17 protein-coding genes are annotated in these 23,995 nt (G+C 65.0%); 3 read left to right on the forward strand and 14 right to left on the reverse strand.

The window, feature by feature from the left end; translation table 11 throughout:
* Positions 1 to 25: 25 nt before the first annotated feature.
* Positions 26 to 1,429 (reverse strand): PepSY-associated TM helix domain-containing protein, encoded by a 1,404-nt coding sequence (locus IE126_RS11705; protein ID WP_189381079.1) that lies wholly within the window; start codon positions 1,427 to 1,429, stop codon positions 26 to 28.
* Positions 1,430 to 1,465: 36 nt separating this feature from the next.
* Positions 1,466 to 1,858: a hypothetical protein gene (locus IE126_RS11710; RefSeq protein WP_054303995.1), complete on the reverse strand. Its 393-nt coding sequence runs from the start codon at positions 1,856 to 1,858 to the stop codon at positions 1,466 to 1,468.
* A 142-nt stretch (positions 1,859 to 2,000) separates the two neighbouring features.
* Between IE126_RS11710 and IE126_RS11715 the strand changes: the two genes are divergently transcribed.
* Positions 2,001 to 4,499, forward strand: a complete 2,499-nt coding sequence (locus IE126_RS11715; protein WP_189381080.1) for a GcvT family protein — start codon at positions 2,001 to 2,003, stop codon at positions 4,497 to 4,499.
* 173 nt (positions 4,500 to 4,672) lie between these two features.
* On the opposite strand, the gene IE126_RS11720 is transcribed toward IE126_RS11715, so the two are convergent.
* From IE126_RS11720 to xdhA, 12 genes are all read right to left on the reverse strand, one after another.
* Positions 4,673 to 5,473 carry a GH25 family lysozyme gene (locus IE126_RS11720; RefSeq protein WP_369814614.1) on the reverse strand — a complete coding sequence of 267 codons (801 nt, stop codon included), beginning with the start codon at positions 5,471 to 5,473 and terminating at the stop codon, positions 4,673 to 4,675.
* Positions 5,474 to 5,560: 87 nt separating this feature from the next.
* Positions 5,561 to 5,902: a carboxymuconolactone decarboxylase family protein gene (locus tag IE126_RS11725; protein WP_054303992.1), complete on the reverse strand. Its 342-nt coding sequence runs from the start codon at positions 5,900 to 5,902 to the stop codon at positions 5,561 to 5,563.
* A gap of 63 nt (positions 5,903 to 5,965) precedes the next feature.
* Positions 5,966 to 6,592 carry a DUF938 domain-containing protein gene (locus IE126_RS11730; RefSeq protein ID WP_189381081.1) on the reverse strand — a complete coding sequence of 209 codons (627 nt, stop codon included), beginning with the start codon at positions 6,590 to 6,592 and terminating at the stop codon, positions 5,966 to 5,968.
* Positions 6,589 to 7,665, reverse strand: a complete 1,077-nt coding sequence (locus IE126_RS11735; protein WP_189381082.1) for an NAD(P)/FAD-dependent oxidoreductase — start codon at positions 7,663 to 7,665, stop codon at positions 6,589 to 6,591. The genes IE126_RS11730 and IE126_RS11735 overlap by 4 nt, the downstream gene beginning before the upstream one ends.
* 60 nt (positions 7,666 to 7,725) lie before the next feature.
* Complete coding sequence (locus IE126_RS11740; RefSeq protein ID WP_054303989.1) at positions 7,726 to 9,009, reverse strand: NAD(P)/FAD-dependent oxidoreductase; 1,284 nt, start codon at positions 9,007 to 9,009, stop codon at positions 7,726 to 7,728.
* A gap of 142 nt (positions 9,010 to 9,151) precedes the next feature.
* Positions 9,152 to 10,237 carry a BMP family ABC transporter substrate-binding protein gene (locus IE126_RS11745; protein WP_054303988.1) on the reverse strand — a complete coding sequence of 362 codons (1,086 nt, stop codon included), beginning with the start codon at positions 10,235 to 10,237 and terminating at the stop codon, positions 9,152 to 9,154.
* 52 nt (positions 10,238 to 10,289) lie between these two features.
* The gene (locus IE126_RS11750; protein WP_054303987.1) at positions 10,290 to 11,219 is read right to left on the reverse strand and encodes an ABC transporter permease; all 930 of its coding nucleotides are present in this window, start codon (positions 11,217 to 11,219) and stop codon (positions 10,290 to 10,292) included.
* Positions 11,219 to 12,301 (reverse strand): ABC transporter permease, encoded by a 1,083-nt coding sequence (locus tag IE126_RS11755; RefSeq protein WP_189381083.1) that lies wholly within the window; start codon positions 12,299 to 12,301, stop codon positions 11,219 to 11,221. The genes IE126_RS11750 and IE126_RS11755 overlap by 1 nt, the downstream gene beginning before the upstream one ends.
* A gap of 72 nt (positions 12,302 to 12,373) precedes the next feature.
* A complete protein-coding gene (locus IE126_RS11760; RefSeq protein ID WP_108130225.1) occupies positions 12,374 to 13,915 on the reverse strand; it encodes an ABC transporter ATP-binding protein in 1,542 nt (513 codons plus the stop codon).
* Entirely contained in the window at positions 13,912 to 14,850 is a 939-nt protein-coding gene (gene xdhC / locus IE126_RS11765; RefSeq protein ID WP_189381084.1) for a xanthine dehydrogenase accessory protein XdhC, read from the reverse strand. The genes IE126_RS11760 and xdhC overlap by 4 nt, the downstream gene beginning before the upstream one ends.
* Positions 14,843 to 17,263 (reverse strand): xanthine dehydrogenase molybdopterin binding subunit, encoded by a 2,421-nt coding sequence (gene xdhB / locus IE126_RS11770; RefSeq protein WP_189381085.1) that lies wholly within the window; start codon positions 17,261 to 17,263, stop codon positions 14,843 to 14,845. The genes xdhC and xdhB overlap by 8 nt, the downstream gene beginning before the upstream one ends.
* Positions 17,260 to 18,657, reverse strand: a complete 1,398-nt coding sequence (xdhA, locus tag IE126_RS11775; RefSeq protein WP_189381086.1) for a xanthine dehydrogenase small subunit — start codon at positions 18,655 to 18,657, stop codon at positions 17,260 to 17,262. Before xdhA ends, xdhB begins: the two co-directional genes overlap by 4 nt.
* A gap of 211 nt (positions 18,658 to 18,868) precedes the next feature.
* Here xdhA and dnaE point away from each other — a divergent pair, with 211 nt between their 5' ends.
* On the forward strand, positions 18,869 to 22,375 hold the full coding sequence (dnaE, locus tag IE126_RS11780; protein ID WP_189381087.1) for a DNA polymerase III subunit alpha: 3,507 nt from the start codon (positions 18,869 to 18,871) through the stop codon (positions 22,373 to 22,375).
* A gap of 27 nt (positions 22,376 to 22,402) precedes the next feature.
* On the forward strand, positions 22,403 to 23,941 hold the full coding sequence (locus tag IE126_RS11785; protein WP_189381088.1) for a phospholipase D family protein: 1,539 nt from the start codon (positions 22,403 to 22,405) through the stop codon (positions 23,939 to 23,941).
* The last annotated feature ends 54 nt before the right edge of the window (positions 23,942 to 23,995 follow it).

Consider the following 23,995-nt stretch of genomic DNA (forward strand, 5'->3'; position numbering starts at 1 on the left):
CCGGCTGCACGTTTGGGCGGCCGCGTCAGGACAGCGCGCGCCGCAGCGGCGGCAGGCCGGTCAGCACCAGCAGATCAAAGGCCAGCACCGCCAACAGGGTCAGCCCCAGCATCGGGAAGGCCATCGACAGCAACAGCGCAATCAGCACCACGCCACGCGCCAGCGGCACGACCTCGGGCCGTGGCGGCGCGGCCAGACGCGGGGCGCCCGCCGGGCGGCGCTTCCACCACAGCACCAGACCAGAGACCGCAAGAAACACCACCGACAGGCAGAATGCGGTGTTCAGCACCAGATTCCACAGCCCCAGATCGCCCTCGTGGAAGGCAATGCCCCAGGCCATCGCCTTGGCATAGGCCGAGTAATCCGCATAGCGCACGTCGGCCAGCACATTGCCGGTGTAGCGGTCGATATGCAGCGTGCGATCCGCCGCCGGGTCAGGCCCGTCGTTCGACATGCTGTCATGGCTGATGGTCCAGACCCCGCTGTCGCCACCCGGCAGGTTGATCTGGAACCGGCGGTCAAAGCCCAGCCCCTGCGCGAAGGCCGCCACACTGTCCAGCGTCACCGGCCCGGCAATCGCCGCCTGCCCGGCCAGCGAACCAGAGGCGGGCATCGGGGTTTGCTCCAGCCCCCAGGGCACTTCTTTCGCGGCGCCGTGGTTCATGCTGGCATGGGTCGCGTCCGACAACGGAACATTGTCCCATTTCTCGGCCGGGAACGTGCTCCAGGCCTGAACGAATTTCTCGCCCCAGATCCCGGCCCAGCTCAGGCCGGAAATCAGGAACAGCACCAGCAGGACCGACACCCAGATCCCGACCACGCCATGCAGCGATTTCCACAACGCCCGCCCCGTGCGGTTGACCGAGGGCACCAGCGCCGCCCGCCAGCCCGTGCCACCACGCGGCCAGTGCAGATAAAGCCCCGATGCCACCAGCAGCAGACCCAGCGAAGCTGCGGCCTCGATCAGCCGGTCGCCCAGCGTGCCCAGGAGAAGCGAGCCGTGGATGTCATTGGCAAAGTCATACCAGCCAGCCCGCCACGGGAAGCTGTGAACCGCCGCGCCAGTGTAGGGGTCCAGCGCAACGCCGGTCTTGCCCGACCCGGTCGCTACGGCAAAAACCGCGACCTTGTCGGCGGCCAGCGGCGCCACATATTGCACGGCCTTGCCGCCGGGCACCGCCGCCTCGGCCGCCTCTTGCAGCACCGAAGGCGCCAGCGGCACCGTGCCGACCGGAACCGTCATCCGTTCGGCGCCGATGCCTGCGCCATAGCTGATCCACAGCATGACAAGGCCGGTCACCGCCAACATGCACAGGAAAGGAATGACATACAGCCCGGCATAGAAATGCCAGCGCCATACGGCAAAATACAGGGGATTGATGCGGCCATTGCCGCTTCCGGCCTGAGGGCCGGGCGTTTGGGTCGACATGGAATACTCCGTCCGATTGCGTTTGAGGAATGCAGATCAGACGGTGCGGGGTGGCCCCCTTGCCCAGATGCCCAGCGGATCGAAAGCGGGGCGCCACAGATCATCCGGCGCGACCGGATGGAAGGCCGCGGCAAGCCGAAGCGGCAACCGCACCACCGGCGCCTCCGGCACCGGCACCGCGACGGCGGCCTGCGCCCAGGAACAACGGCCATCAACGACTTCGGGCGCGGGTTTCAGTTCGCCCGTTTCGGGGTCAAACAGCATCGACACCGGCCCCTGCCCGGAACAGATGACAATGCGCAGCACGCCATCATCCCCCCGTGCGGGCATATAGCCCTGCGCCACCAGCGACAGCAGCAGGAAGGGCATCGCCAGCACGAGACCGGCGAGTCGCATCCAGACTGATCGGGGCGCAGGGGCGAATGTCATGCCCTCTCCTGCCCCGGCGGCACGATTCCGTCAAGCAGGGCTTTGGATGTCGTTTTTCGCCGCAACAGGTCGGGCCGACTTGTCCGTTTCGCCCGCGCTCTGGCATTCATGGGAAAATTCTTCAGCGCGCACGGAGTCGCCCATGAAAACCCATGTCAAAGCCTTGGTCGTCGGCGGCGGCGCCGTCGGTAACGGGATCGCCTATCATCTGGCCAAAGCGGGCTGGGATACCATGCTGGTGGAACGGGACGAGCTGACCTCGGGCTCCACCTGGCACGCGGCGGGCCTGCTGCCCCTGTTCAACATGAGCTTCGCCACTACCCACATCCACAAATATTCGGTGGATTTCTACAAGTCGCTGGAGGCTGAAACCGGCCTGAATGCGGGCTTTGCGGTCGTCGGCAACCTGCGCATGGCGCAGCGCCAGGAGCGCATGGATGAATACATGCTCTATTCCTCGGTGGCCGAAACCGCCGGGGTCTACCATGAATTCCTGTCGCCCAAGGAAATGAAAGACCGCTGGCCGCTGCTGAACACCGAAGACCTGATCGGCGCGCTCTATCACCCGCAGGACGGCTATATCAACCCGGCCGATGTGACGCAGGCCATGGCCAAGGGTGCGCGCCAGCATGGCGCCACCATCGAGCGCAAGGTGCAGGTGGATGGCTACCGCTGGACCGGCTCGGAATGGGTCGTCTCCTGCACCCGCATGATCGAAAAAGGCGGTATGCTGATCCCGGGCGAAGAAAAGTTCGAGATCGTGGCCGAACATGTGGTCACCGCCACCGGCAACCACGCACAGCGCACCGCGCGCCTTCTGGGCGTGAAGATCCCGGCCATCCCGGTGGAACACCAGTTCATCGTGACCGAGCCCGATCCGATGCTGCAGGAATACCGCAAGAACAACCCGGAACACCCGGTGCTGCGCGACGCCGACGCCAAATGGTATGTCCGCGAAGAGCGCGGCGGCTGGATCCTCGGCCCCTATGAGGCCGGTGCGCCCGCCCGCTTCCTCTATGACGTGCCGGAATCCTTCCGCGCCGATCTGTTCCCGCTCGATCTGGAACGGATCGAGACGGAATACATGTCGATGATCCACCGCCTGCCCTCGTCGGAGACCGTCGGCCTGAAAGACGATTTCAACGGCCCGATCTGCTACACCCCCGATGGCAACCCGCTGGTCGGCCCGGTTCCCGGCCTGCGCAATATGTGGATCGCGGAAGGCTTCAGCTTCGGCATCACCGCCGCAGGCGGCACCGGCTATTACCTCGCGCAGATGATGACCCAGGGTGAAGCAGAGATCGACATGGCCTCGCTCGATCCGCGCCGCTATGGCCAGTGGATGACCACCGAGTACGCCGCGCGCAAGAATGAGGAATGCTATGAGCACGTCTTCATCCTGCACCACCCGGATGAAGAGCGCGAGGCCTGCCGCCCGCTGCGCACCGCCCCGGCTTATGACCGTCAGAAAGAGATGGGCGCGCAATTCGGCCAAGTAAACGGCTGGGATCGTCCGAACTACTATGGCCCGAAAGATGCACCCGCCTCGTTCGACCATGACAGCCGCTCGTTCCGCCGCGGCGCCTGGTGGCCCTATGCCAAGGCCGAGGCCGAGGCCGTGCGCAATACCGTCGGCATCATCGACGCCACCGCCTTCACCAAACATCTGGTGCGTGGACCCGGCGCAACGGCCTTCCTCGACCACTTCACCTGCAACAAGTTGCCCGCCGTGGGCCGTATCAACCTGACCTATGCGCTGACCGATGCGGGCACTACCCGCACCGAATACACCATCGTCCGGCTGAAGGAGAATGAATACTACATCATCTCCGCCGGGGCATGGACTTCGTATGACAGCGACTTCCTGCTGAAATCTGCCGAAGATTTCATGGGGAATGGCGGCGGCTATATCGACATCCACGACGTGACGACCCAATGGGGCGTCTATGCGCTGGCCGGTCCGAATGCCCGCGCCCTCATGAAAGACCTCATCAAGGATGCCGACCCGGACACCGCGCTGTCGAACAAGCGCTTCCCCTGGCTGTCCTATCGCGACATCGAGCTGGGTATGTGCCCGATCCGCGCGATCCGCGTGGCCTATACCGGCGAACTGGGTTGGGAACTGCACTACCCGATCGAGTTCGGCCGCTACCTCTGGGATCTGCTGTGGTCGGTGGGTGAAAAGCACGGCCTGAAAGGTGTCGGGGCCCGCGCGCAGAACTGGCTGCGTCAGGAGAAATCCTATCGCGCCTTCGGCAACGAACTGGGCCGCGACGCAACCCCGCTGGAAGCCGCACTGGACCGTTTTGTCGATCTGTCGAAAGACTTCCGTGGCAAGCAGGCGATGCTCGACACCGGCATCCGTTCGAAATGCGTCACCCTGCTGATCGATGGGCCGGATGATACCGACCCGTGGGGTAAGGAAGCGATCCTGAAAGACGGCATGAAAGTGGGCCGTCTGACCTCGGGCGGCTATTCGGTAGCCTTCGGCAAGCAGATCGGCATGGGCTATGTCAGCCCCGAACTGGCCGAAGTCGGTACGAAGCTGAAGGTGAAGATGCTGCTGAAGGAATGGGACGCGGTGGTCGTCGAAGACAGCCCCTTCGACCCGAAGAACGAGCGCATCCGCGTCAACGGCTGATCCGCCCTCCCCCAGACCAGAAGGCCGCCTGCAACACGGGCGGCCTTTTTCATCGCGCCCCTGCCCGGCGGCGGGCGAGATCCCCGGCCGCGCATGAGTATTTTTGCAAGGAGCAAGATGGCTTTGCTTCTTGCCCAAATACTCACGGCACGACAGACAGACCGGGCGCCTCGTCAGGGTTGCGCGCGTTTGGCGAGCCAGTCGGCCCAGGCGGCCTCGCCCCCGGCAAAGACGTTGATATCCACAGCACCGGCGATGCCTGGCACCTGACCCGTCGAGGTATATTGCCAGAAGGCCCAGTGCTGCCCCGGATAGCGGTCGGAAGGATGGGCCGCGACCGAACGCAGCCAGAAATCCACGCCCCTGAGCTTCCAAAGCTGGTTGTCCTCGTAGAAATCGACGGTGGTGTAGAGGATCGGTGCCGTGCCGTAATGCTGCGTGAACATGCGGATCAGCACATCTGCATCGGCGCGGATTTCGGTGGCCGGACGGCGGATCGTGCAGGTCGGACTTGTCGGCGTCCATTCCATGTCGATCACCGGCGGCAAATCGCCCGAGCGGCGCGGCACATGGCGGAAGAACCAGCGTGCCTGCTCTTCCGGGACGCGGCAATGATAGAAAAAGTGATAGGCACCCCGCCGCACCCCTGCGCGGGCCGCCCCGCGCCAGTGACTGTCGAACATCTCGTCCACCCGATCGCCGCCTTCGGTGGCCTTGATGAAGGCAAAGTTCACCCCGTTGGCGCGCGCCGTCTGCCAGTCGATGCTGGTCTGGAAGCGCGCGGCGTCGATTCCGTGCACGCTGTGGCGACGGATGGCCGAGGCCAGTTCGGGGTGGGGCTGCGAATCGCCAAAATTCGGCGCGGTCACCGCACCGGCAGGGACCGGGGCCACGGTCCGGCCCTGGGGTGAAGGGGCGCCACCGCAGGCGGCAAGCAGGGAAAGGCAGGCAAACAGGACAAGCGGGCGCCGCAGCATTATAACCTCTGTGGAAACGACTGGCCTGCATCGTTGCCGATGAGGGCCGTATTGTCCACGCGGCTTTTCTGCGGCGCCGGAGGGTCAGCCGAGGTTCGCCAACTCGTCCCAGCAGGCCAGCGCATGCGCGGCATACATCACCGCAGGGCCGCCGCCCATCTGGATCGACATGGCCATTACATCGCTCAGTTCTTCGCGCGTGCCACCCGCCTTCATCAGCGCCTCGACATGGAAACTGATGCAGGGCTCACAGCGCTGCGAGATGGCGATGCCGATGGCGACATATTCCTTTTCCTTCACCCCCAGCGGGCCGTTTTCCTTGGCCGCCCTGGAAAGTTGAGCGAAGCCCTGCATGGTTTCGGGGATGGCCTTGTTCATCACGCGCAATTCGCCGCGCATGCTGTCGATCTTTGCCTTGTAACTCATGTCGTGCTCCTGACTTGCTGTCAGGGCCATGCCATGCGGGCCGGGGCCGCGCCTTGACACATATCAAATCATGAATGTGACAAGTGCCAGATTGTTCGCGGGCATTTCATGCCATTGCAGATCATGGCCGTGGCTGCGCAACTGATCTGCCACCCAGCCGAGATCCTTGTATCCGATGGCCGGATCCTGCGTGCGCAGCGAAGCATGGAAGGCTGCGTCGCCGGGGCTGGTGGTCTGGCCTTCGCGCAGGAAGGGGCCGTAGATCACCAGACGCGGCGCCACCGCAGCAAGGCCCGCCAGCACCGCTGCGGCCTGTGTATCGGAGATCAGGTGCAACAGGTTCACAACCAGCGCCGCATCGAAGCGGCCCATGTCCCGGTGCCAGCCGGGCCGTCCGGCATCCAACACAAGGGGCGGCGCGATGCGGTCCTGCCCGGCCGACCAGGCGCGGATCGAGGTCAGGTTCTCCGGGTTCAGATCGCTGGGCTGCCAGTGCCAGCCGGGAAGACCGTCGCTGAAGGCACGGGCGTGCTGGCCGGTGCCGGAGGCAAGCTCCAGCATCCGGCCTTCGGGCGGCAGCATCTGTTGCAGCAGCGCAAGGATCGGCCCCGCGTTGCGCACGGCGGAAGGCGCGTGGCGGCGCCCCTCGGCATCGGTATCCGCGCCGCTGTCGGGCAGGCGCAGGCTCATGCGAAGCGTGTGGGCGAAAGGCGCGCGGCCAGATCGGCCCCGACATCCGGCGCGGTGCCACCCAGCAGCGCCGCCACCAGCCGCGCGGCGGCGGGCGAGGTCTGGAAACCGTAGCCACCCTGCCCCGCCAGCCAGAAAAAGGCGGGCTCCGCCGGGTCCGGCCCAATGACCGGCACCCGGTCGGGCGAGAAGGTGCGCAGGCCCGCCCAGTTGGCCAGTGGCCGGGTCACGGGCTCGGTCACCATCTCCTCATACCGGGCCAGTCCTTCGGCCAGAACCATGTCATCAGCCCAGGCATCCTGCGGTGCCAGCGGGTCTTCCTCGGCCGGTGAGACGATCAGCGCCCCGGCATCAGGCTTGGCATACCAGCTTTCACCGCAGCCAAACAGCATCGGCCAGCGCGAGATGTCACGCGCGCCGGGTGCCGCGATCCGCGCCATCGACCGGCGCAGAGGCGTGAAGCCCGGATCACGCAAACCCGCCATTCCCGCCACCTGCCCGACCCAGGCGCCTGCGGCATTGATCAAGACGCGCGCGGCAATCTCGCCCATCGCGGTGGTCACATGCCACAACCCGCCCGCGCGACGGAGGGCGCTGACCGGGCTGGAGGTGCGCAACTCGCCGCCTCCCGCCTTCAGGCGGCGGATATGGCCCTGGATCAGCAGATCGGTATCGATGTCCCAGGCATGGCTCGCGGTGGCCGCGAAGGCCACGGTCGCGGGGTTGAGGATCGGCACGATACCGCACGCCGCCTCGACCCCGATTTCCTCAAGCTGAAAGCCCGCCAGATCACGGTCGAAAGTGGCGCGCTGATCCGCCTTTGCCAGAATCATCAGCCCGCGTTCCGACAGGATGCCCGGCAGCGCACGGAATGCCGCTTCCGACGCCAGCGACAGCTCCACCACCGGCGGCAGGCCATAGCGCGGTTCATAAAGTGCTGCGGAGCGGCCAGAGGCGTGATGCGCAGGATGCGCCTCGCGTTCCAGCACCAGAACCGAGCCAAGCGCCGCCAGCTCGGCGGCTACGGAAAGACCGGCGATCCCGGCCCCGATGATCAGGAAATCATATGTCATGGGGGCGCAGAGTAACCGCCCGTCCGGTAAAGAAAAGGGGGCTTGAAGCCCCCCTTTCGGTCAGCCTTTCTGTGGCGCCTTCAGCTTGTCGATACCCAACATCTTCATCGCGGCTTTTTCGTAATAGGGCTCTGACGTGCCCTTGCGCAGCTTGCGGATGAAGTATTTCTCGAAACCGATCTTGGCCAGATGCACCCATTTGCCACTGGAGGACCAATTGACGTTGCGCGGCGGGATCTGCGGCTGCGCAACAAAGGCAATGCCACTGTCACCGAAATCGGCCAGACATACGGCATTCCAGGTGCCAACCTGATCCGGCTCTTTCCCGCGCACCAGATTGCCGATGTTATGCGCCGTCGCCGTCACCATACTTTCGATCATGAATCCGGTCTTGGGCACGCCACAGGGCACCGGCGTCGGCCCCATCGGCGGGATGGCGACGCAAACACCGACGGCAAAGACATTGGGGAATTTCGGGTTGCGCTGATACTTGTCGACGATGGTGAAGCCACGCGGGTTGCTCAGCCCCTCGATCCCCGAAACCGCCGGGATGCCGCGGAAGGCGGGCAGCATCATGGCAAAGCCGAAGGGCATGTCCTTCTCGGCCTTCACGCTGCCATCGTCGGCGATTTCCTCGACGATCATCTTGCCGTCCTCGACCTTCTTCACCCGCGAGGAGGTCATCCATTTGACGTGCTTGCCGCGCATCTCGGATTCCAGCAAACCCTTGGTGTCGCCCACCCCGTCCAGCCCCAGATGCCCGACATAGGGTTCCGGGGTGATGAAGGTCATCGGCACCTGATCGCGGATCTTGCGGCGGCGCAGTTCGGTTTCAAGGATGAACAGAAACTCATAGGCCGGACCGAAGCAACTTGCCCCCTGCGCGGCGCCGACGATGATCGGGGCGGGGTTTTTGCAGAATTCCTCGAACCGTTCGCGCGCCTTCAGCGCGTGATCGACGTGGCAGACCGACTGCGTATGCCCCTCGGGGCCAAATCCCTCGATCTCGTCAAAGGCAAGCTCGGGGCCGGTGGCGATGACCAGATAGTCATAGCTGACCGAGGTGCCGTCGATCAGGTCGACGCGGTTTTCCTGCGGATGCACCTTCTCGGCGGCGACGGGTTTGAAGGCAATCCCCTTCTTCGCCATGGTCGGGGCGAGATCGACCGTGATGTCATCCCGTTCGCGCCAGCCCACCGCGATCCAGGGGTTCGAGGGCACGAAGTGATAGGTCGGCTCTTTGGTGATCACGGTCACGGTATCTTCCGGCCGGATCTGATCTTTCAATTCGTAAGCCATGATGGCGCCGCCAAGTCCCGCGCCCAGAACGACGATATGAGCCATGCCTGACTTCCTCCCGATTTGCATGCTGGCGCATACAACATATAATCATATATGAATTTGACAAATGAAAACTTCGGCGCGCCAGACAAAAGGCCCGCCAGAACGGCGGGCCTTTCCGGGTCTTTTCGTCGCAGGGGCGCGATTACTTCGGAATATCGCCCTTGATGCCCTCGACATAGAAGCCCATGCCCAGCAAGTCGCCATCCGGCGCGGTCTGCCCTTCGGCCAGCCAGGCAGAGCCGTCCTGCTTGTTGATCGGGCCGGTGAATGGATGGTAGGTGCCCGCCGCGATATCGTCGCGCAGCTTTTCGGCCTCGGCCTTCACATCAGCCGGAATCGCATCGGTGATCTCGCCAATCTGCACCTCGCCGCCGGCGATGCCTTCCCAGGCATCCTGCTGTTCATAGGTGCCATCCATCAGCGCGCCAACGCGCTTGACGTAATAGGGCGCCCAGTTGTCGATGATCGACGACACGCGCGGGCTGGGCTTGTATTCGGTCATGTCCGAAGCCTGACCGAAGCCGATGACCTTGCCGCCTGCCTTGGCAGCTTCGGCCAGCGGCGCAGTGGAATCGGTGTGGCTGGCAATGACATCCACGCCCTGCTCGATCATCGCCTTGGCGGCATCGGCCTCTTTCGCCGGGTCGAACCAGGTGAAGGCCCAGACAACGGTCAGTTCGACATCCGGATTCACCTTCTTGGCATGCAGGTAATAGCTGTTGATACCCATGATCACTTCGGGGATCGGGAACGAGCCGATATAGCCGATCTTGTTGGTTTTGGTCATCCGGCCCGCGATGACGCCCTGCACCGCCCGGCCTTCATAGAAACGCGCGTTGTAGGTCGAGACATTGGGCGATTCCCGCTTGAAGCCGGTGGCATGTTCGAACTTCACGTTCGGGAATTTCTTCGCCACCGCATTGGTCGGGTCCATATAGCCGAACGAGGTGGTGAAGATGATGTCGCAGCCACCCAGCGCCATCTGGGTCAGCACACGCTCGGCGTCCGCGCCTTCGGGCACGTTTTCCTGCCAGGCGATTTCCACCTTGTCACCATAGGCTTCCTGCACGGCAAGCGCACCCTGATGGTGCTGATAGGTCCAGCCGCCGTCGCCGATCGGGCCGACATAGACGAAGCAGGCCTTGGTCTTGTCCTGAGCGGAGGCCGCGCCGCCGAAGGCCAGCGAAAGGCCCAGCGCCGCCGTGGCAAGAAGATGTCTGCGGTTCATTCGGTTGCTCCCTGTAGCATCGGGCATTGCGCCCGGGTTGATCGTGGCCGGCTCAACGCGCGGCGTGGAAATTCTGACCAAGGCTCGCCGGCGCGTTCAGCGCCGCCCGGCCCCGGCCCGAGGACATGATGACCAGCACGAGAATGGTTATCAGATAAGGCGACATCGACAAGTATTCGACCGGAATGCCTGAACCCGCCGCCTGAAGATTGAGCTGGAGCACCGTGATGCCGCCGAAAAGCCAGGCCCCCAGCAGCACGCGCCACGGACGCCAGCTCGCGAAGACCACGATGGCCAGGGCGATCCAGCCCGCGCCCGCGGTGATACCGTCGGTCCACTGCGGCACGCGCACGAGGCTGATATAAGCGCCGCCCAGACCCGCCATGGCACCGCCGAACAGGATGGCCAGCACCCGGATGCGCCGCACCTTGTAGCCCAGCGCATGTGCCGCTTCGTGGCTTTCGCCCACGGCGCGCAGAATCAGCCCGCCCCGCGCATTGCGCAGGAATATCCAGACTGCCGCCACCGCCAGAACCGACAGATAGACCAGCGGGTCATGGCCAAAGATCACCCGGCCGAAGAACGGGATGTCGGCCAGCGGCCCGAAGGGCACGGCGCCGGTATGCGGCGGTTTGATCCCCACATAGCCCTGCCCCAGCAGCGACGACAGCCCCAGCCCGAACAGCGTCAGCGCCAGACCCGAGGCCACCTGATTGGCCTGCATGACCTGCGTCAGCAGCGCGAAGAGCAGGCTCAGCCCGGCCCCTCCCGCCGCCCCGCCCAGAAAGCCCAGCGCCGGGCTGCCGGTGACGACGGCGGTGATGAAGCCGCAGACCGCGCCCATGATCATCATCCCCTCGACCCCGAGGTTCAGAACGCCCGCCTTCTCCACCACCAGCTCGCCGGTAGCCGCCAGAAGGATCGGCACCGAAGCCACCATCAGCGAGGCGATCAGCAGGGCAGGATCAATACCTCCGAACATCAGCGCACCTCCTTGCGGGCGGGAACGATACGGAAATTGGTCAAGAGGTCACAGGCCAGCAGGAAGAACAGAAGCATTCCCTGAAACGCCTGAATGGCTGCCGACGGCAGGCCAAGGTTGGTCGAGGCCATCTCGCCGCCGATATAGGTCAGCGCCATCAACAGCCCCGCGAACAGGATACCCACGGGGTTCAGCCGTCCGAGGAAGGCCACGATGATCGCGGTGAAGCCGTAGTTCGAATTGAAGTCGATGCTGATCTGCCCGGCCGGGCCGGTGACCTCGAACATCCCCGCCAGACCGGCCAGCGCCCCGGCTATGCCCAGACACATGACGACAAGACGCTTCGGGCTGACACCCGCAAAACGCGCGGCACGCGGGGCCTGCCCGGCCAGCTTGATCTGGAAGCCAAGGATATGGCGCTGCAACAGCACATAGGCCGCAACCACAGCTCCCAGTGCCGCGACCCCGCCCCAATGCAGGCCGGTGCCCGCGATCAGTTCAGGGTTGGCCGCCGCCGGATAGCCGCTGAAATTGCGGCTTCCTGGGAAGCCCGCGCCGTCGGGGTTGCGCAGAAAGCCGGTGGAAGCCATGGCCAGCACGGTTTCCGCCACATAGACCAGCATCAGCGAGACAAGGATCTCGTTGGTATTGAACCTTGTCTTCAGGATGGCCGGGATCATCGCCCAGACCCAGCCTCCAAAGGCCCCCGCCAGCACCATCACCGGGAAGATCAGCCGGCTTTCGGTCGGATAGGCCGCAAGGCCCACGGCCGCGCCGCAGATCGCGCCCATGATATACTGGCCCTCGGCGCCGATGTTCCAGATCCCGGCGCGGAAGCCAAGGCTCAGCCCCACCGCAATCAGGATCAGCGGCCCGGCCTTCACCAGAAGCTGCCCGCGCAGATACCAGGCGAATTCACCGAACAGCGGGTCCCAGAAGATCGTGCGGATCGCCTCGAACGGGTTCTTGCCCAAAGCGGCGAACATCAGGCTGCCCGCCACCATGGTCAGCGCTACCGCCAGAACCGGCGTGGCCCGGCCCCAGAAGACCGAGGGCGAAGGCCGCTTTTCCAGCTTCAGCATGCGCTGCCCTCCGTCGCCGCGCAAATTCCTTCAAAGGAATTTGCAATTTTCTTGCAAGAAAATTGCCCGCTCTCAGCCCGCATGATGCGCCACCTCCATCCCGTGCGCGCCGCCCATCATCAGGCCAATCTCGTCGATGGTCAGGCCCTGCACCGGGCGCGGCTTCGTCAGCCGCCCCTCGTTCAGAGCCGCGAAACTGTCTGCGATTTCCAGCAGTTCATCCAGATCCTGACTGATCACCACCACCGCCGCGCCGCCTGCGGCACAATCAAGGATCGCCTGCCGGATCGCCGCCGCTGCCGCTGCATCCACCCCCCAGGTGGGCTGGTTTATCACGATGACCTCGGGGCTTTGCAGAAGCTCCCGCCCGACGACGAACTTTTGCAGGTTGCCCCCCGACAGCGCCCGCGCCGCAACATGGGTGCCGGGGGTGCGCACATCGAAACTTTCGATGATCTTCTCGGCAAAAGCCTCGGTGCCGCGCCAGTCGATGAAACCGCGCGCTGTCAGCCCCTGCCGCACCGCGCCTGACAACAGCGCATTTTCCGTCAGCGTCATATTGGGCGCCGCCGCATGGCCCAGCCGTTCCTCGGGGGCGGAAACCAGCCCCGCCCGACGCCGGTCCGTGGGTCCAAGATCCCCGACGGGCTTGCCATGAATGCGCACCCGATCCGGTGCCACCCGCAATTCGCCATTCAGTGCCAGCAGCAATTCGTCCTGCCCGTTGCCCGCAACCCCGGCGATGCCCAGCACCTCGCCCCGCGCCACGGTGAAGCTGATCGCCTTCAGACTGGTGCCGAAGGGGATGGGCGAGGCGACCGACAGGTCGCTGACACCCAGTGCCACTTCGCCCTTTTCCGTCGCGCGCCGCTCCGGCGGAGTCAGCGTTGCACCTACCATCATCTCTGCCATTTCGCGCGCCGTGCTGTCGCGCGGAATGCAGGCACCGACCACCTTACCCCGCCGCAGTACCGTCGCCCGGTCGCAAAGCGTGCGGATTTCCTCAAGCTTGTGCGAGATATAAAGGATCGAGGTGCCCTCGGACCGCAATTGCCGGAGCGTCTGGAACAGAATCTCCACCTCCTGCGGGGTCAGCACGCTGGTCGGTTCATCCATGATCAGCAGCTTCGGCGATTGCAGCAGGCAACGAATGATCTCAACGCGCTGCCGCTCACCCGCCGAAAGGTCGCCCACCATGCGCGACGGATCCAGCGGCAGGCCATATTCCTCGCTGACAGCGCGGATGCGCGCGGCCAACTCCCGCATCGGCGGCGGGGTTTCCATGCCCAGCGCCACATTTTCCGCCACGTTCAGCGCCTCGAACAGCGAAAAATGCTGGAATACCATCGCGATACCCGAAGCCCGAGCCGCACTGGGCTGCGAGGGCGCAAACGGTGCCCCGCGCCAGATCATCCGCCCTGCATCGGGCTTCACCAGCCCGTAGATCATCTTGACCAGCGTGGATTTCCCGGCGCCATTCTCGCCCAGAAGCGCATGAACCTCGCCTTCGGCAATGGCGAAGCTCACGTCGCTGTTCGCCACCACCCCGGGATAGGCCTTGGTCACGCCCTCGATGCGCAGCAGATCGCCCGCGCCGGTTTCAGCTGCCGTCATCCCGCCATCCCCCTGCGCTTCCCCTGTTCGCCGGCGCCTTTCAGCAGCGCGCTTGCCATGCCTATTGCTATGGCTTGCGGATGCTTGCCAAGGCTCTTGTCGCCTATCGGACAGGCAATCCGTTGAATTTCCGTATGCGAATGCCCCAGATCGTGCAGTCGTGCCCGGAATCGCGCCGCTTTCGTCGCTGATCCGATCACCCCCAACGAGGCGAAACCATGCGCCAGAATGCGGTGACACAGTTCCAGATCCAGCGCATGCGAATAGGTCAGCACCAGATGCGCCGCGTCGCGCGGGGCATGGGCGACCAGCAGCGCCGGATCTGCCACCGGCACCGCCGTCACCCCTTCGGGAATCGTGGCCGGAAAACGCTCGGGCGCGGTATCGACCCAGGTGATCGCCAGGTCGGGCAGCGGCGCCAGAACCGACACCAGCGCCCGCCCGACATGCCCGGCGCCCCAGATCCACAAGGGCCGCGCCAGAACCGCCACCGGCTCGACAAACCAGCCCTGCACCAGTTGCGGCGCCGGGGTCACGCCGCTGCCGCGCTGCGCCGCCAGCAGCCGCTTCACTGCCAGAGGCATCGCGCTATCGGTTGCAGCGGGGCGGGCAAAAACCCCGTCCGGCAAGGCATCACCCGGCGTGAACCGCTCAAACAGCAGCGCCACGGCGCCGCCGCAGCACTGCCCGATTGCAGGCCCCAGCGGCCAGCGACCAAAGCGCCGCGCCCCGGCACCCGCCAGCATCTCCCCGGCGATGCCGGTTGCCAGATGTTCCAACGCGCCGCCGCCGATGGTGCCCGCCTGCCCGCCCCGCCAGACCAGCATCGCGGCGCCAACCTCACGCGGGCTGGAGCCCTTCACCTCGGCGATGACCACCCGCACCACGGTTCCCTGTGCGGCCAGCGCCGCCTGAAGCTCCGCGCGGTCAAACATCGCCCACCTGCCGCCGCACCGCCGCCAGCACCCGCTCTGCCGTGGCGGGCGCATCAAGCGCCGGATAGGCGGACCCATCGCCACAGGCTGCTACCGCATCCGACAGCGCCATCAAGGCCGAAATCCCCAGCATGAAGGGCGGCTCGCCCACAGCCTTGGACCGGCCCACCGTCTCCTCCCGGTTGGGGCGGTTCCACAGCGCGACATTGAAGACCGGCGGGCGATCAGAACAGGCCGGGATCTTGTAGGTGGAGGGCGCATGCGTCATCAGCCGCCCCTTGCCATCCCAGACCAGTTCCTCGGTCGTCAGCCAGCCCGCGCCCTGCACATAGGCGCCTTCCACCTGGCCGATATCAATCGCCGGGTTCAGGCTGGCCCCGGTGTCATGCAGGATATCGGTGCGCAGAATGCGGTTCTCGCCGGTCAGCGTGTCGATCACCACCTCGGTCACCGCCGCGCCATAGGCGAAATAGAGGAACGGCCTCCCCTGCCCCTTCACCCGGTCCCATTGCAGTTTGGGTGTGGCATAGAAACCGGTCGCCGATAGCGAGACGCGCGCCTGATAGGCCCATGCCGCCACCTGCGCGAAGGGGAAAGCCTCCCCCGCCACCCGCACCATGCCGCCCTCGAACCGCACCTGCGCAGGCTCCACCCCGAACTTGCCGGCCATGAACGCCGCCATCCGGTCACGGATCGTCAGACAGGCGGCCTGCGCCGCCATCCCGTTCATGTCGCTGCCGGAAGAGGCCGCCGTGGCCGAGGTATTGGGCACCTTCGCCGTATCCGTCGCGGTGATCTTTACCGCCGCCACATCCACGCCGAATACACTCGCCGCCACCTGCGCAACCTTCAGGAACAGCCCCTGCCCCATCTCGGTACCACCATGGTTCAACCGGATCGAACCATCCTGATAGACATGCACCAAAGCCCCGGCCTGATTGAGCCAGGTGAGCGTGAAGGAAATCCCGAACTTCACCGGCGTCAGCGCGATGCCGCGTTTCAACACCGGCGATCCCGCGTTCCACCGCGCGATCTCGGCCCGCCGCGCGGCGTAATCCGATGTCCGCTCCAGCTCGTCCAACATGGCTCGCAGACAGAAATCCTCGACCGGCATGCCGTAAGGTGTAGCCTGCACCACCGCTTTCGGAGAATGGGTCCCGCCATAGCGATGCCCCGTCCCCGGATTTTCGGCCCTGAACACCCCCGCCGTCATTTTCTGTCGGGAAATATCCTCGGGGGGGCCGGGGGGGGCAGACAGCCCCCCCTCCGCAGCCTCCGCATAGAAATTCCGCCGCCGCACCGCGACCGGGTCCAGCTTCAGCGCATGGGCGACGTGATCCACCACCCGCTCGATCCCCACCACGCCCTGCGGCCCGCCGAAACCACGATATGCGGTGTTCGATTGGGTATTGGTGCGCAACCGGTGGCTTTCGATACGGATATTTTCAAGGAAATAGGCGTTATCCGCATGCAGCATCGCCCGATCAGCGACCGGCAGGCTCAGATCCTGGCTCCAGCCGCAGCGGAACAGATGGGTGAACTCCACCCCCAGGATCCGCCCCGTCGCGTCAAACCCGGCGCGATAGCCGATCTTCAGGTCATGCCGCTTGCCGGTGATGACCATGTCGTCATCGCGGTCATAGCGCATCTTGCAAGGGCGCCCCGTCGCATGCGCTGCCATGGCGCAGGCGATGGCGAGGTGATTGCCCTGGCTTTCCTTGCCGCCAAAGCCGCCGCCCATGCGGCGCACTTCGACCCGCACCGCGCTCATCGGCAGATGCAGGGCATGCGCGACCTTGTGCTGGATCTCGGTCGGGTGCTGGGTGGAACTGTGGACCACCATATCTCCGCCCTCTTGCGGCAGGGCCGCCGCGACCTGACCTTCCAGATAGAAATGCTCCTGCCCGCCGACCTCGAACTGCCCTTCCACCACCTGCGGCGCCTTGCCGATCGCCGCCGCCGCATCGCCCCGCGCCCAGATGACCGGACCCTGCTCAAACCGGCTGTTCGCCGCCAGCGCATCCTCGACCGTCAGCAGCGCCGGGCGTTCGTCATAGCTGATCCTGCCCAGGTGTGCAGCCTTGCGCGCCGCCAGATGGCTTTCGGCCACCACCAGAAACACCGGCTGGCCGACATAATGCACCTCACCCGTGGCCAGAAGCGGCTCGTCGCCCAGCGAGGGCGAGCAATCCGGCATCTCTGGCCAGTCTTCGGCGGAAAACACCGCGATCACGCCGGGGGCGGCCCGGACCGCCGACAGGTCCATCGCGGTGATCGCACCATGGGCGCAGGTCGAAAGGCCGAAGGCCAGATGCAGCGCATCCGCAGGCAGCGGGATGTCATCGGTGTAGCGCGCGGCCCCGGTCACATGCAGGGCGGCGGCATCATGCGGAAGCGGTTTGCCGATGCTCATGCCCGCACCTCCAGCACATCAACGCCTGCGCCGCTGGCCTCGTGCCAGTAGCGGAGCGCCATATTGCCCGCCGTCTCCAGCCGGTAGGCAGCACTGGCGCGCATGTCGCTGAGCGGCGTGAAATCCTGCGCGGCGGCGGCGCGGGCAGCCTCGAAGGCCGCACGGGTGAAGGGCTGTCCGATCAGCGCCGCCTCCATCGCGGTCGCGCGTTTGGGGATACCCGCCATGCCGCCAAAGGCAATGCGGGCGCCCGTGATAGTGCCGCCCGCAACGGTGAGGTTGAAGGCGCCCAGCACGGCGGAAATATCCTGATCGAAGCGTTTCGACAGTTTCCAGACCCGCAGCCCCGGCGCAGTGGCGGGGATGGTAATGGCTTCAACGAATTCGCCGGGCTGGCGATCCTGCTTGCGGTAATCGAGGAAGAAATCTTCCAGCGCCATCTCGCGCCGCGCGGTGCCCCCGCGCAGATGCAGGGTCGCGCCCAGTGCGATCAGCGCGGGCGGGCCGTCCCCGATGGGCGAGCCATTGGCGATATTGCCGCCGATGGTCGCGGCATTCCTCACCTGTTCGCTGGCGTAGCGGGTCAGCATGGCGGCAAAGGCCGGATGCGGCCCGGCCATGGCGGCGCGCAGGTCGGTCAGGGTGACCCCCGCGCCGATGCGGATGAAGTCGCCCTGCGCCTCGATCCGCTGCATTTCAGCGATGCCGTTCAGGAAGGCGACCTGCGGCAGGCCACGCAACTGTTTGGTCACCCAGAGGCCGACATCGGTCGCGCCTGCGACCAGCGTCGCGTCGGGGTGGGCGGCGTACCAGTCAGCGAGTTCATCGGTGGTTTCGGGGCGGAAAGCGCCGGGGGCTGTCTGCCCCCGGACCCCCGAGGATATTTGTGCCAAGATGAAAGCGCGGTCGTCTTCCATCCATGCCGGAAGTGGCTGGCCCTCGGCCGCCTCGGCCGCACGGATGATCGGGGCGTAGCCGGTGCAGCGGCAGAGGTTGCCCGCTAGAACCACATCGTGATCCTTGCGGCCCTGCGCATGGGCAGCAGCCATCGAGGCGATGAAGCCCGGTGTGCAGAAGCCGCACTGGCTGCCATGATGATCAACCATGGCCTGTTGCACGGGGTGCAGCGTGCCGTCGGGCGCGGCAATGGCCTCGACCGTGCGCACCGCCTTGCCGTGCAGTTGCGGCAGGAACAGGATGCAGGCATTCAGCGCGCGCGGCCCATGTTCATCGGTCACGATCACCGTGCAGGCGCCGCAATCACCTTCATTGCAGCCTTCCTTGGTGCCGGTCAGGCCCCGATCCTCGCGCAGATATTGCAAAAGGGTGCGCGTCGGGCTGGTTTCACCCAGGCGCACCGGCGTTCCGTTCAGCAGAAACGCTACTCCGGTCATCGGTCGTCCCGCCGCGTTACCCCCTTGGCCCGGTTATTCCCCTCCGATGCGGCGTAAGAGGGGCAGCCTTGTTCTGGTTCTTTATAGATGACCCCAAGGGCCCGTCGTCTGGCAAGCATTACTTTTTTGTGTTTTCCGAAAGCAGTTGCAAGAAATGCCGAAGAATGTGGCACCCTTTCCGGCCGGACGCCGACAGGCTAGGCTATCGGGCATGAGCGATCCAGTCCGATTCATCCATCTGCGTGTCCATACCGAATATTCGCTGCTGGAAGGCGCGGTGCCGGTGAAAAAGCTTGTGGGGCTTTGTGCCGCGCAGAACATGCCTGCGGTGGCGGTGACCGACAGCAATGCCATGTTCGCCGCGCTGGAGTTTTCCACCATTGCGAGCGGCGTCGGGGTGCAACCCATCGTCGGCTGTCAGGTCAGTCTTGCCTATGAGACGCCCGCGCCCGGGGAAAAGCCGAAGGCGCCTGCTCCCGTCGTGCTGCTGGCGCAGGACGAGACGGGATACGGCAATCTGATGAAGCTGAACTCCTGCCTTTACCTCGATCAGGGCGGGCAGTTGCCGCAGGTGACGCTGGCGGATCTGGAGGCGCATGCGGCGGGGCTGATCTGTCTGACCGGCGGCGCCGAGGGGCCTTTGGGCAAGATCCTGCAAACCGGCAACCGGGGCCGGGCCGAGGCTTTGGCGGACCGGCTGGCCGCGATCTATCCGGGGCGGCTTTATGTCGAATTGCAGCGCCACCCCGGCGAAGGCGGGCGGCTGATGGCAGCCGAAGCTGCGACCGAGCGTGGCTTTGTCGAGATCGCCTATGACAAGGGCCTGCCGCTGGTCGCCACCAATGACGTCTATTTCCCGAAATCCGAGATGTACGAGGCGCATGACGCGCTGATCTGCATTGCGGAAGGCGCCTATGTCGATCAGGCAGAGCCGCGCCGGCGGCTGACGCCGCAGCATTACTTCAAGTCCGAAGCCGAAATGTGCGCGCTGTTCGCCGATCTGCCCGAGGCGTTGGAGAATACCGTCGAGATTGCAAAGCGCTGCGCCTTCAAGGCCGCGAAACGGGCACCGATCCTGCCTCGCTTCGCCGATGACGAGGTGGAGGAACTGCGCCGTCAGGCCTGGGCGGGCCTGAAGGCGCGGCTTGACGTGATCCCCCATGCAGCGCCGGTCGAGGAATACGAGGCACGGCTGCAATTCGAGCTCGACATCATCGAGCGGATGAAGTTCCCCGGCTATTTCCTCATCGTGGCCGATTTCATCAAATGGGCCAAGGCGCATGCCATCCCGGTCGGTCCGGGGCGGGGGTCGGGTGCAGGCTCTCTGGTAGCCTATGCGCTGACCATCACCGACCTTGACCCGCTGCGTTATGCGCTGCTGTTCGAACGCTTCCTGAACCCGGAACGGGTGTCGATGCCGGACTTCGACATCGACTTCTGCATGGACCGCCGCGAAGAGGTGATCCGCTATGTGCAGGAACGCTATGGCCGCGACAAGGTGGGGCAGATCATCACCTTCGGCGCGCTTCTGTCAAAGGCCGCCGTGCGCGATGTGGGCCGCGTCTTGCAGATGCCTTACGGGCAGGTGGACCGGCTGTCGAAGATGATTCCGGTCGAGGGGGTGAAGCCGGTCAGCATCCAGAAGGCGCTGGCGGACGAGCCACGCCTGCGCGAGGCGGCCAAGGCCGAGGAGGTGGTGAAGCGCCTGCTGGATTACGGCATGCAGATCGAGGGGCTGTTGCGCAACGCCTCCACTCACGCCGCCGGTGTTGTGATCGGCGACCGGCCGCTGGATGCGCTGGTGCCGCTGTATCAGGACCCGCGGTCGGACATGCCCGCCACCCAGTTCAACATGAAATGGGTGGAAGCCGCCGGTCTGGTGAAGTTCGACTTTCTGGGTCTGAAAACCCTGACGGTGATCCAGAATGCCATCGACCTGATCCTTGGCACCGGGCGACAGTTGCATGAGGCGCCGGACGGTACGCGGCTATACGAGCCGAAGCCGGGGGCCGAGAATGATATCGGCCATATCCCGCTAGACGACAAGGCGACCTACGATCTTTATTCGCAGGCCAAGACGGTTGCGGTGTTCCAGGTCGAAAGCTCGGGCATGATGGATGCGCTGCGGCGCATGAAACCCACCTGCATCGAGGATATCGTGGCGCTGGTGGCGCTGTATCGTCCCGGCCCGATGGAAAACATCCCGGTCTATTGCGAGGTGAAGCACGGGTTGCGCCCGCTGGAAAGCCTGCATCCGACAATCGACCCGATCCTCGCCGAAACCCAGGGCATCATCGTCTATCAGGAACAGGTGATGCAGATCGCACAGGTCATGGCGGGCTACAGCCTCGGCGGCGCTGATCTTCTGCGCCGCGCCATGGGCAAGAAGATCGCCGAGGAGATGGCCAAGGAGCGCCCCAAATTCATCGACGGCGCCAAAGCGACCCACAACATCGACGCGAAGAAAGCCGGTGAGGTCTTTGACCTTCTGGAGAAATTCGCCAATTACGGCTTCAACAAATCCCACGCCGCCGCTTATGCCGTGGTCAGCTATCAGACGGGTTGGCTGAAGGCCAATCACCCTGTCGAATTCATGGCTGGCGTGATGAACTGCGATATTCATCTGACCGACAAGCTGGCTGTCTACAAACGCGAGCTGGACAAGCTGTCGATCCCGGTGGTGCCGCCCTGCGTGAACCGCAGCCTTGCCACCTTCAGCGTGACAGGCGGCAAGGTGGTCTATGCGCTTGGCGCGCTGAAGAATGTGGGCGTCGATGCGATGGGCCTGATCGTTGCGGCGCGGCGCGGACCGAACGGCGCGGACAAACCCTTTGCCACGATCTTCGATTTCGCCCGCCGCGTGGATCTGAAGCGCGTGGGCAAGCGCCCGCTGGAGATGATGGCGCGGGCGGGCTGTTTCGACATGCTGGACCCGAACCGCGCGCGGGTGTTCGACGGGCTGGACGGGCTGGTCGCCTATTCGGCAGCGATCCACGAAGCCAAGACCTCGGCCCAGGTGTCGCTTTTCGGCGAGGCAGGATCGGACATCCCCGAACCGCGCATGGCCAACCGCAATGACTGGCTCCCGGTCGAACGGCTCGCGCAGGAACATCAGGCCATCGGCTTTTACCTGTCCGGTCACCCGCTGGATGATTACATGGGTCCGCTGAAGCGCAAGAAGGTGCTGACGCTGGCCGAACTGACGCTGGCTTGCGAAAATGGCCCGGTGGCGGCCAAGATCGCGGGGTCCGTTTCCTCGAAACAGGAACGCAAATCGGCCAAGGGCAACCGCTTCGCCTTTGTGCAACTGTCTGATCCGACGGGGCTTTACGAGGTCACGGTGTTTTCCGACACGCTGGAACAATGCCGCGATCATCTGGAACCCGGCATGAATGTCGTCCTGACGGTCGAGGCCAATCTGGAAGGCGACACGCTGAAGCTGCTGGCGCGTTCGGCCCAGCCGATCGACAGCGTGGCGGCGGAAGCCGGTGGGACCAATCTGCGCATCCATCTGGATCAGGCCGAGGCGGTGGCCTCGGTCGCGGCCCTGTTCGCGCGGGTCGAGGCCGGGCGCTCCAGAGGCCAGATCACCCTGACCGTGGCCGATGCCGAGGGGCGCGAGATCGACCTGACGCTGCCGCAGCTTTACCCGGTTTCACCGCAGATCAAGGGCGCGATCAAGGCGATGCAGGGCGTGGTCATGGTGGAAGAGGTCTGAGCGGCCTCGCCAAAGCCGGAGGGGACGATGGGAATATTGCGGTTCGTGGTCAAGCTGGCGCTGGCCTGCGCCGCGCTTGTCCTGCTGGCGCGGCTCGCTTTTCCGCTGCCCGCGCTGGACGGACGCAGCGAAAGCCGCGCCCTGCCCGCCGATCCGGCCGGCCCGCTGGCTGCGGCGCTGCTGCCTGATGCCAGCGCGCATCCGGGCCTGACCGGCATCCGCCCGCTTCATCACGGCGCCGAGGCCTATGCCGCGCGGATGCTGCTGGCCCGCGCCGCCACCCGCAGCATCGACGCCCGCTATTACATCTGGCAACGCGATCTGACCGGGCTGCCGCTGCTGGACGAATTGCGCGCTGCGGCCGAACGCGGGGTGCGCGTCCGGCTTCTGGTGGATGACAACGGCACACCTGATCTGGATACCGAACTTTCGGCGCTGAACGCCCTGCCGATGGCAGAGGTACGCATCTTCAATCCATTCACGCTGCGCAGTCCCCGGCTGCTGTCCTATGCCTTTGACTTTCCGCGCCTGAACCGGCGCATGCACAACAAGAGCTTCACCGTCGATGGCGTCGCCACCATCATCGGCGGGCGCAACATCGGCGATATTTATTTCTCGCGCGCGGCAGATACCCAGTATTCCGATTTCGACCTGCTGGCGTCAGGTGCCATCCTGCCCGAGGTCGATGCCGATTTCGATGCCTACTGGAACAGCGGTTCGGCCTATCCGCACGAGGCGCTGGTCACCCCACCCAAGGATGCGGCGGCACGCTTTGCCTCGGCTGTGGCGACCGCGCGCGCGGCGCCTGATGCGGCAGACTACAACGCCGCGCTGCGGGACACCCGTCTGGTCGGAGATCTGCTGGCCGGACGGCAGTTCCTGGACTGGGTGCCGGTGCAGATGGTGTCTGACGACCCGGCCAAGGGGCTGGGCCCGGTGGCCCCCGAGGCGCTGATGATCGGCCGGCTGGCCGCGATCCTCGGGGCGGCGGAACAGCGGCTGGATCTGGCCTCGGCCTATTTCGTGCCCGGCCAGCGCGGGGTTGAGGTGCTGACCGGCCTTGCAGCACGGGGCGTGAAGGTCCGCGCGCTGACCAATTCGCTGGAGGCAACGGATGTCCTGCCGGTCCATGCCTCTTATGCCAAATATCGCAAGGCCCTGCTGGAAGGCGGAGTCGAAGTGTTCGAGCTGAAACGCAGCCCCGCCTCGGCCGAAAGCGCCGAACAGCTTGGCCTGCTGGGCAGTTCGGGTGCCAGCCTGCACGCCAAGACTTTCACGCTCGACGGCGATCGGGTCTTTGTCGGTTCGTTCAACTTCGATCCGCGCTCGGTTTTTCTGAATTGCGAGATGGGCTTCCTGATCCGCAGCCCGGCGCTGGCCGCTGCGATGAGCCAGAGCTTCGACAGCAATCTGGGCGATACCGCCTGGCGCGTGACCGAAGGCCCCGAAGGGCTGGTCTGGTCCGATGGCCATGGGCAGGCCCTGACCGACGAGCCTGGCAGCAGCCTGCCCCGGCGTATCGCACTGACGCTGATCGGCCTGCTGCCGATTGAATGGATGATGTAGCAAAGAAAAAAGCCGCGCGAGAGAGGGGATCCCCGCGCGGCTTTCATCGCCCGT

The organism is Gemmobacter nanjingensis (assembly GCF_014652195.1).
Classification (GTDB): Bacteria; Pseudomonadota; Alphaproteobacteria; order Rhodobacterales; family Rhodobacteraceae; genus Gemmobacter; species Gemmobacter caeni.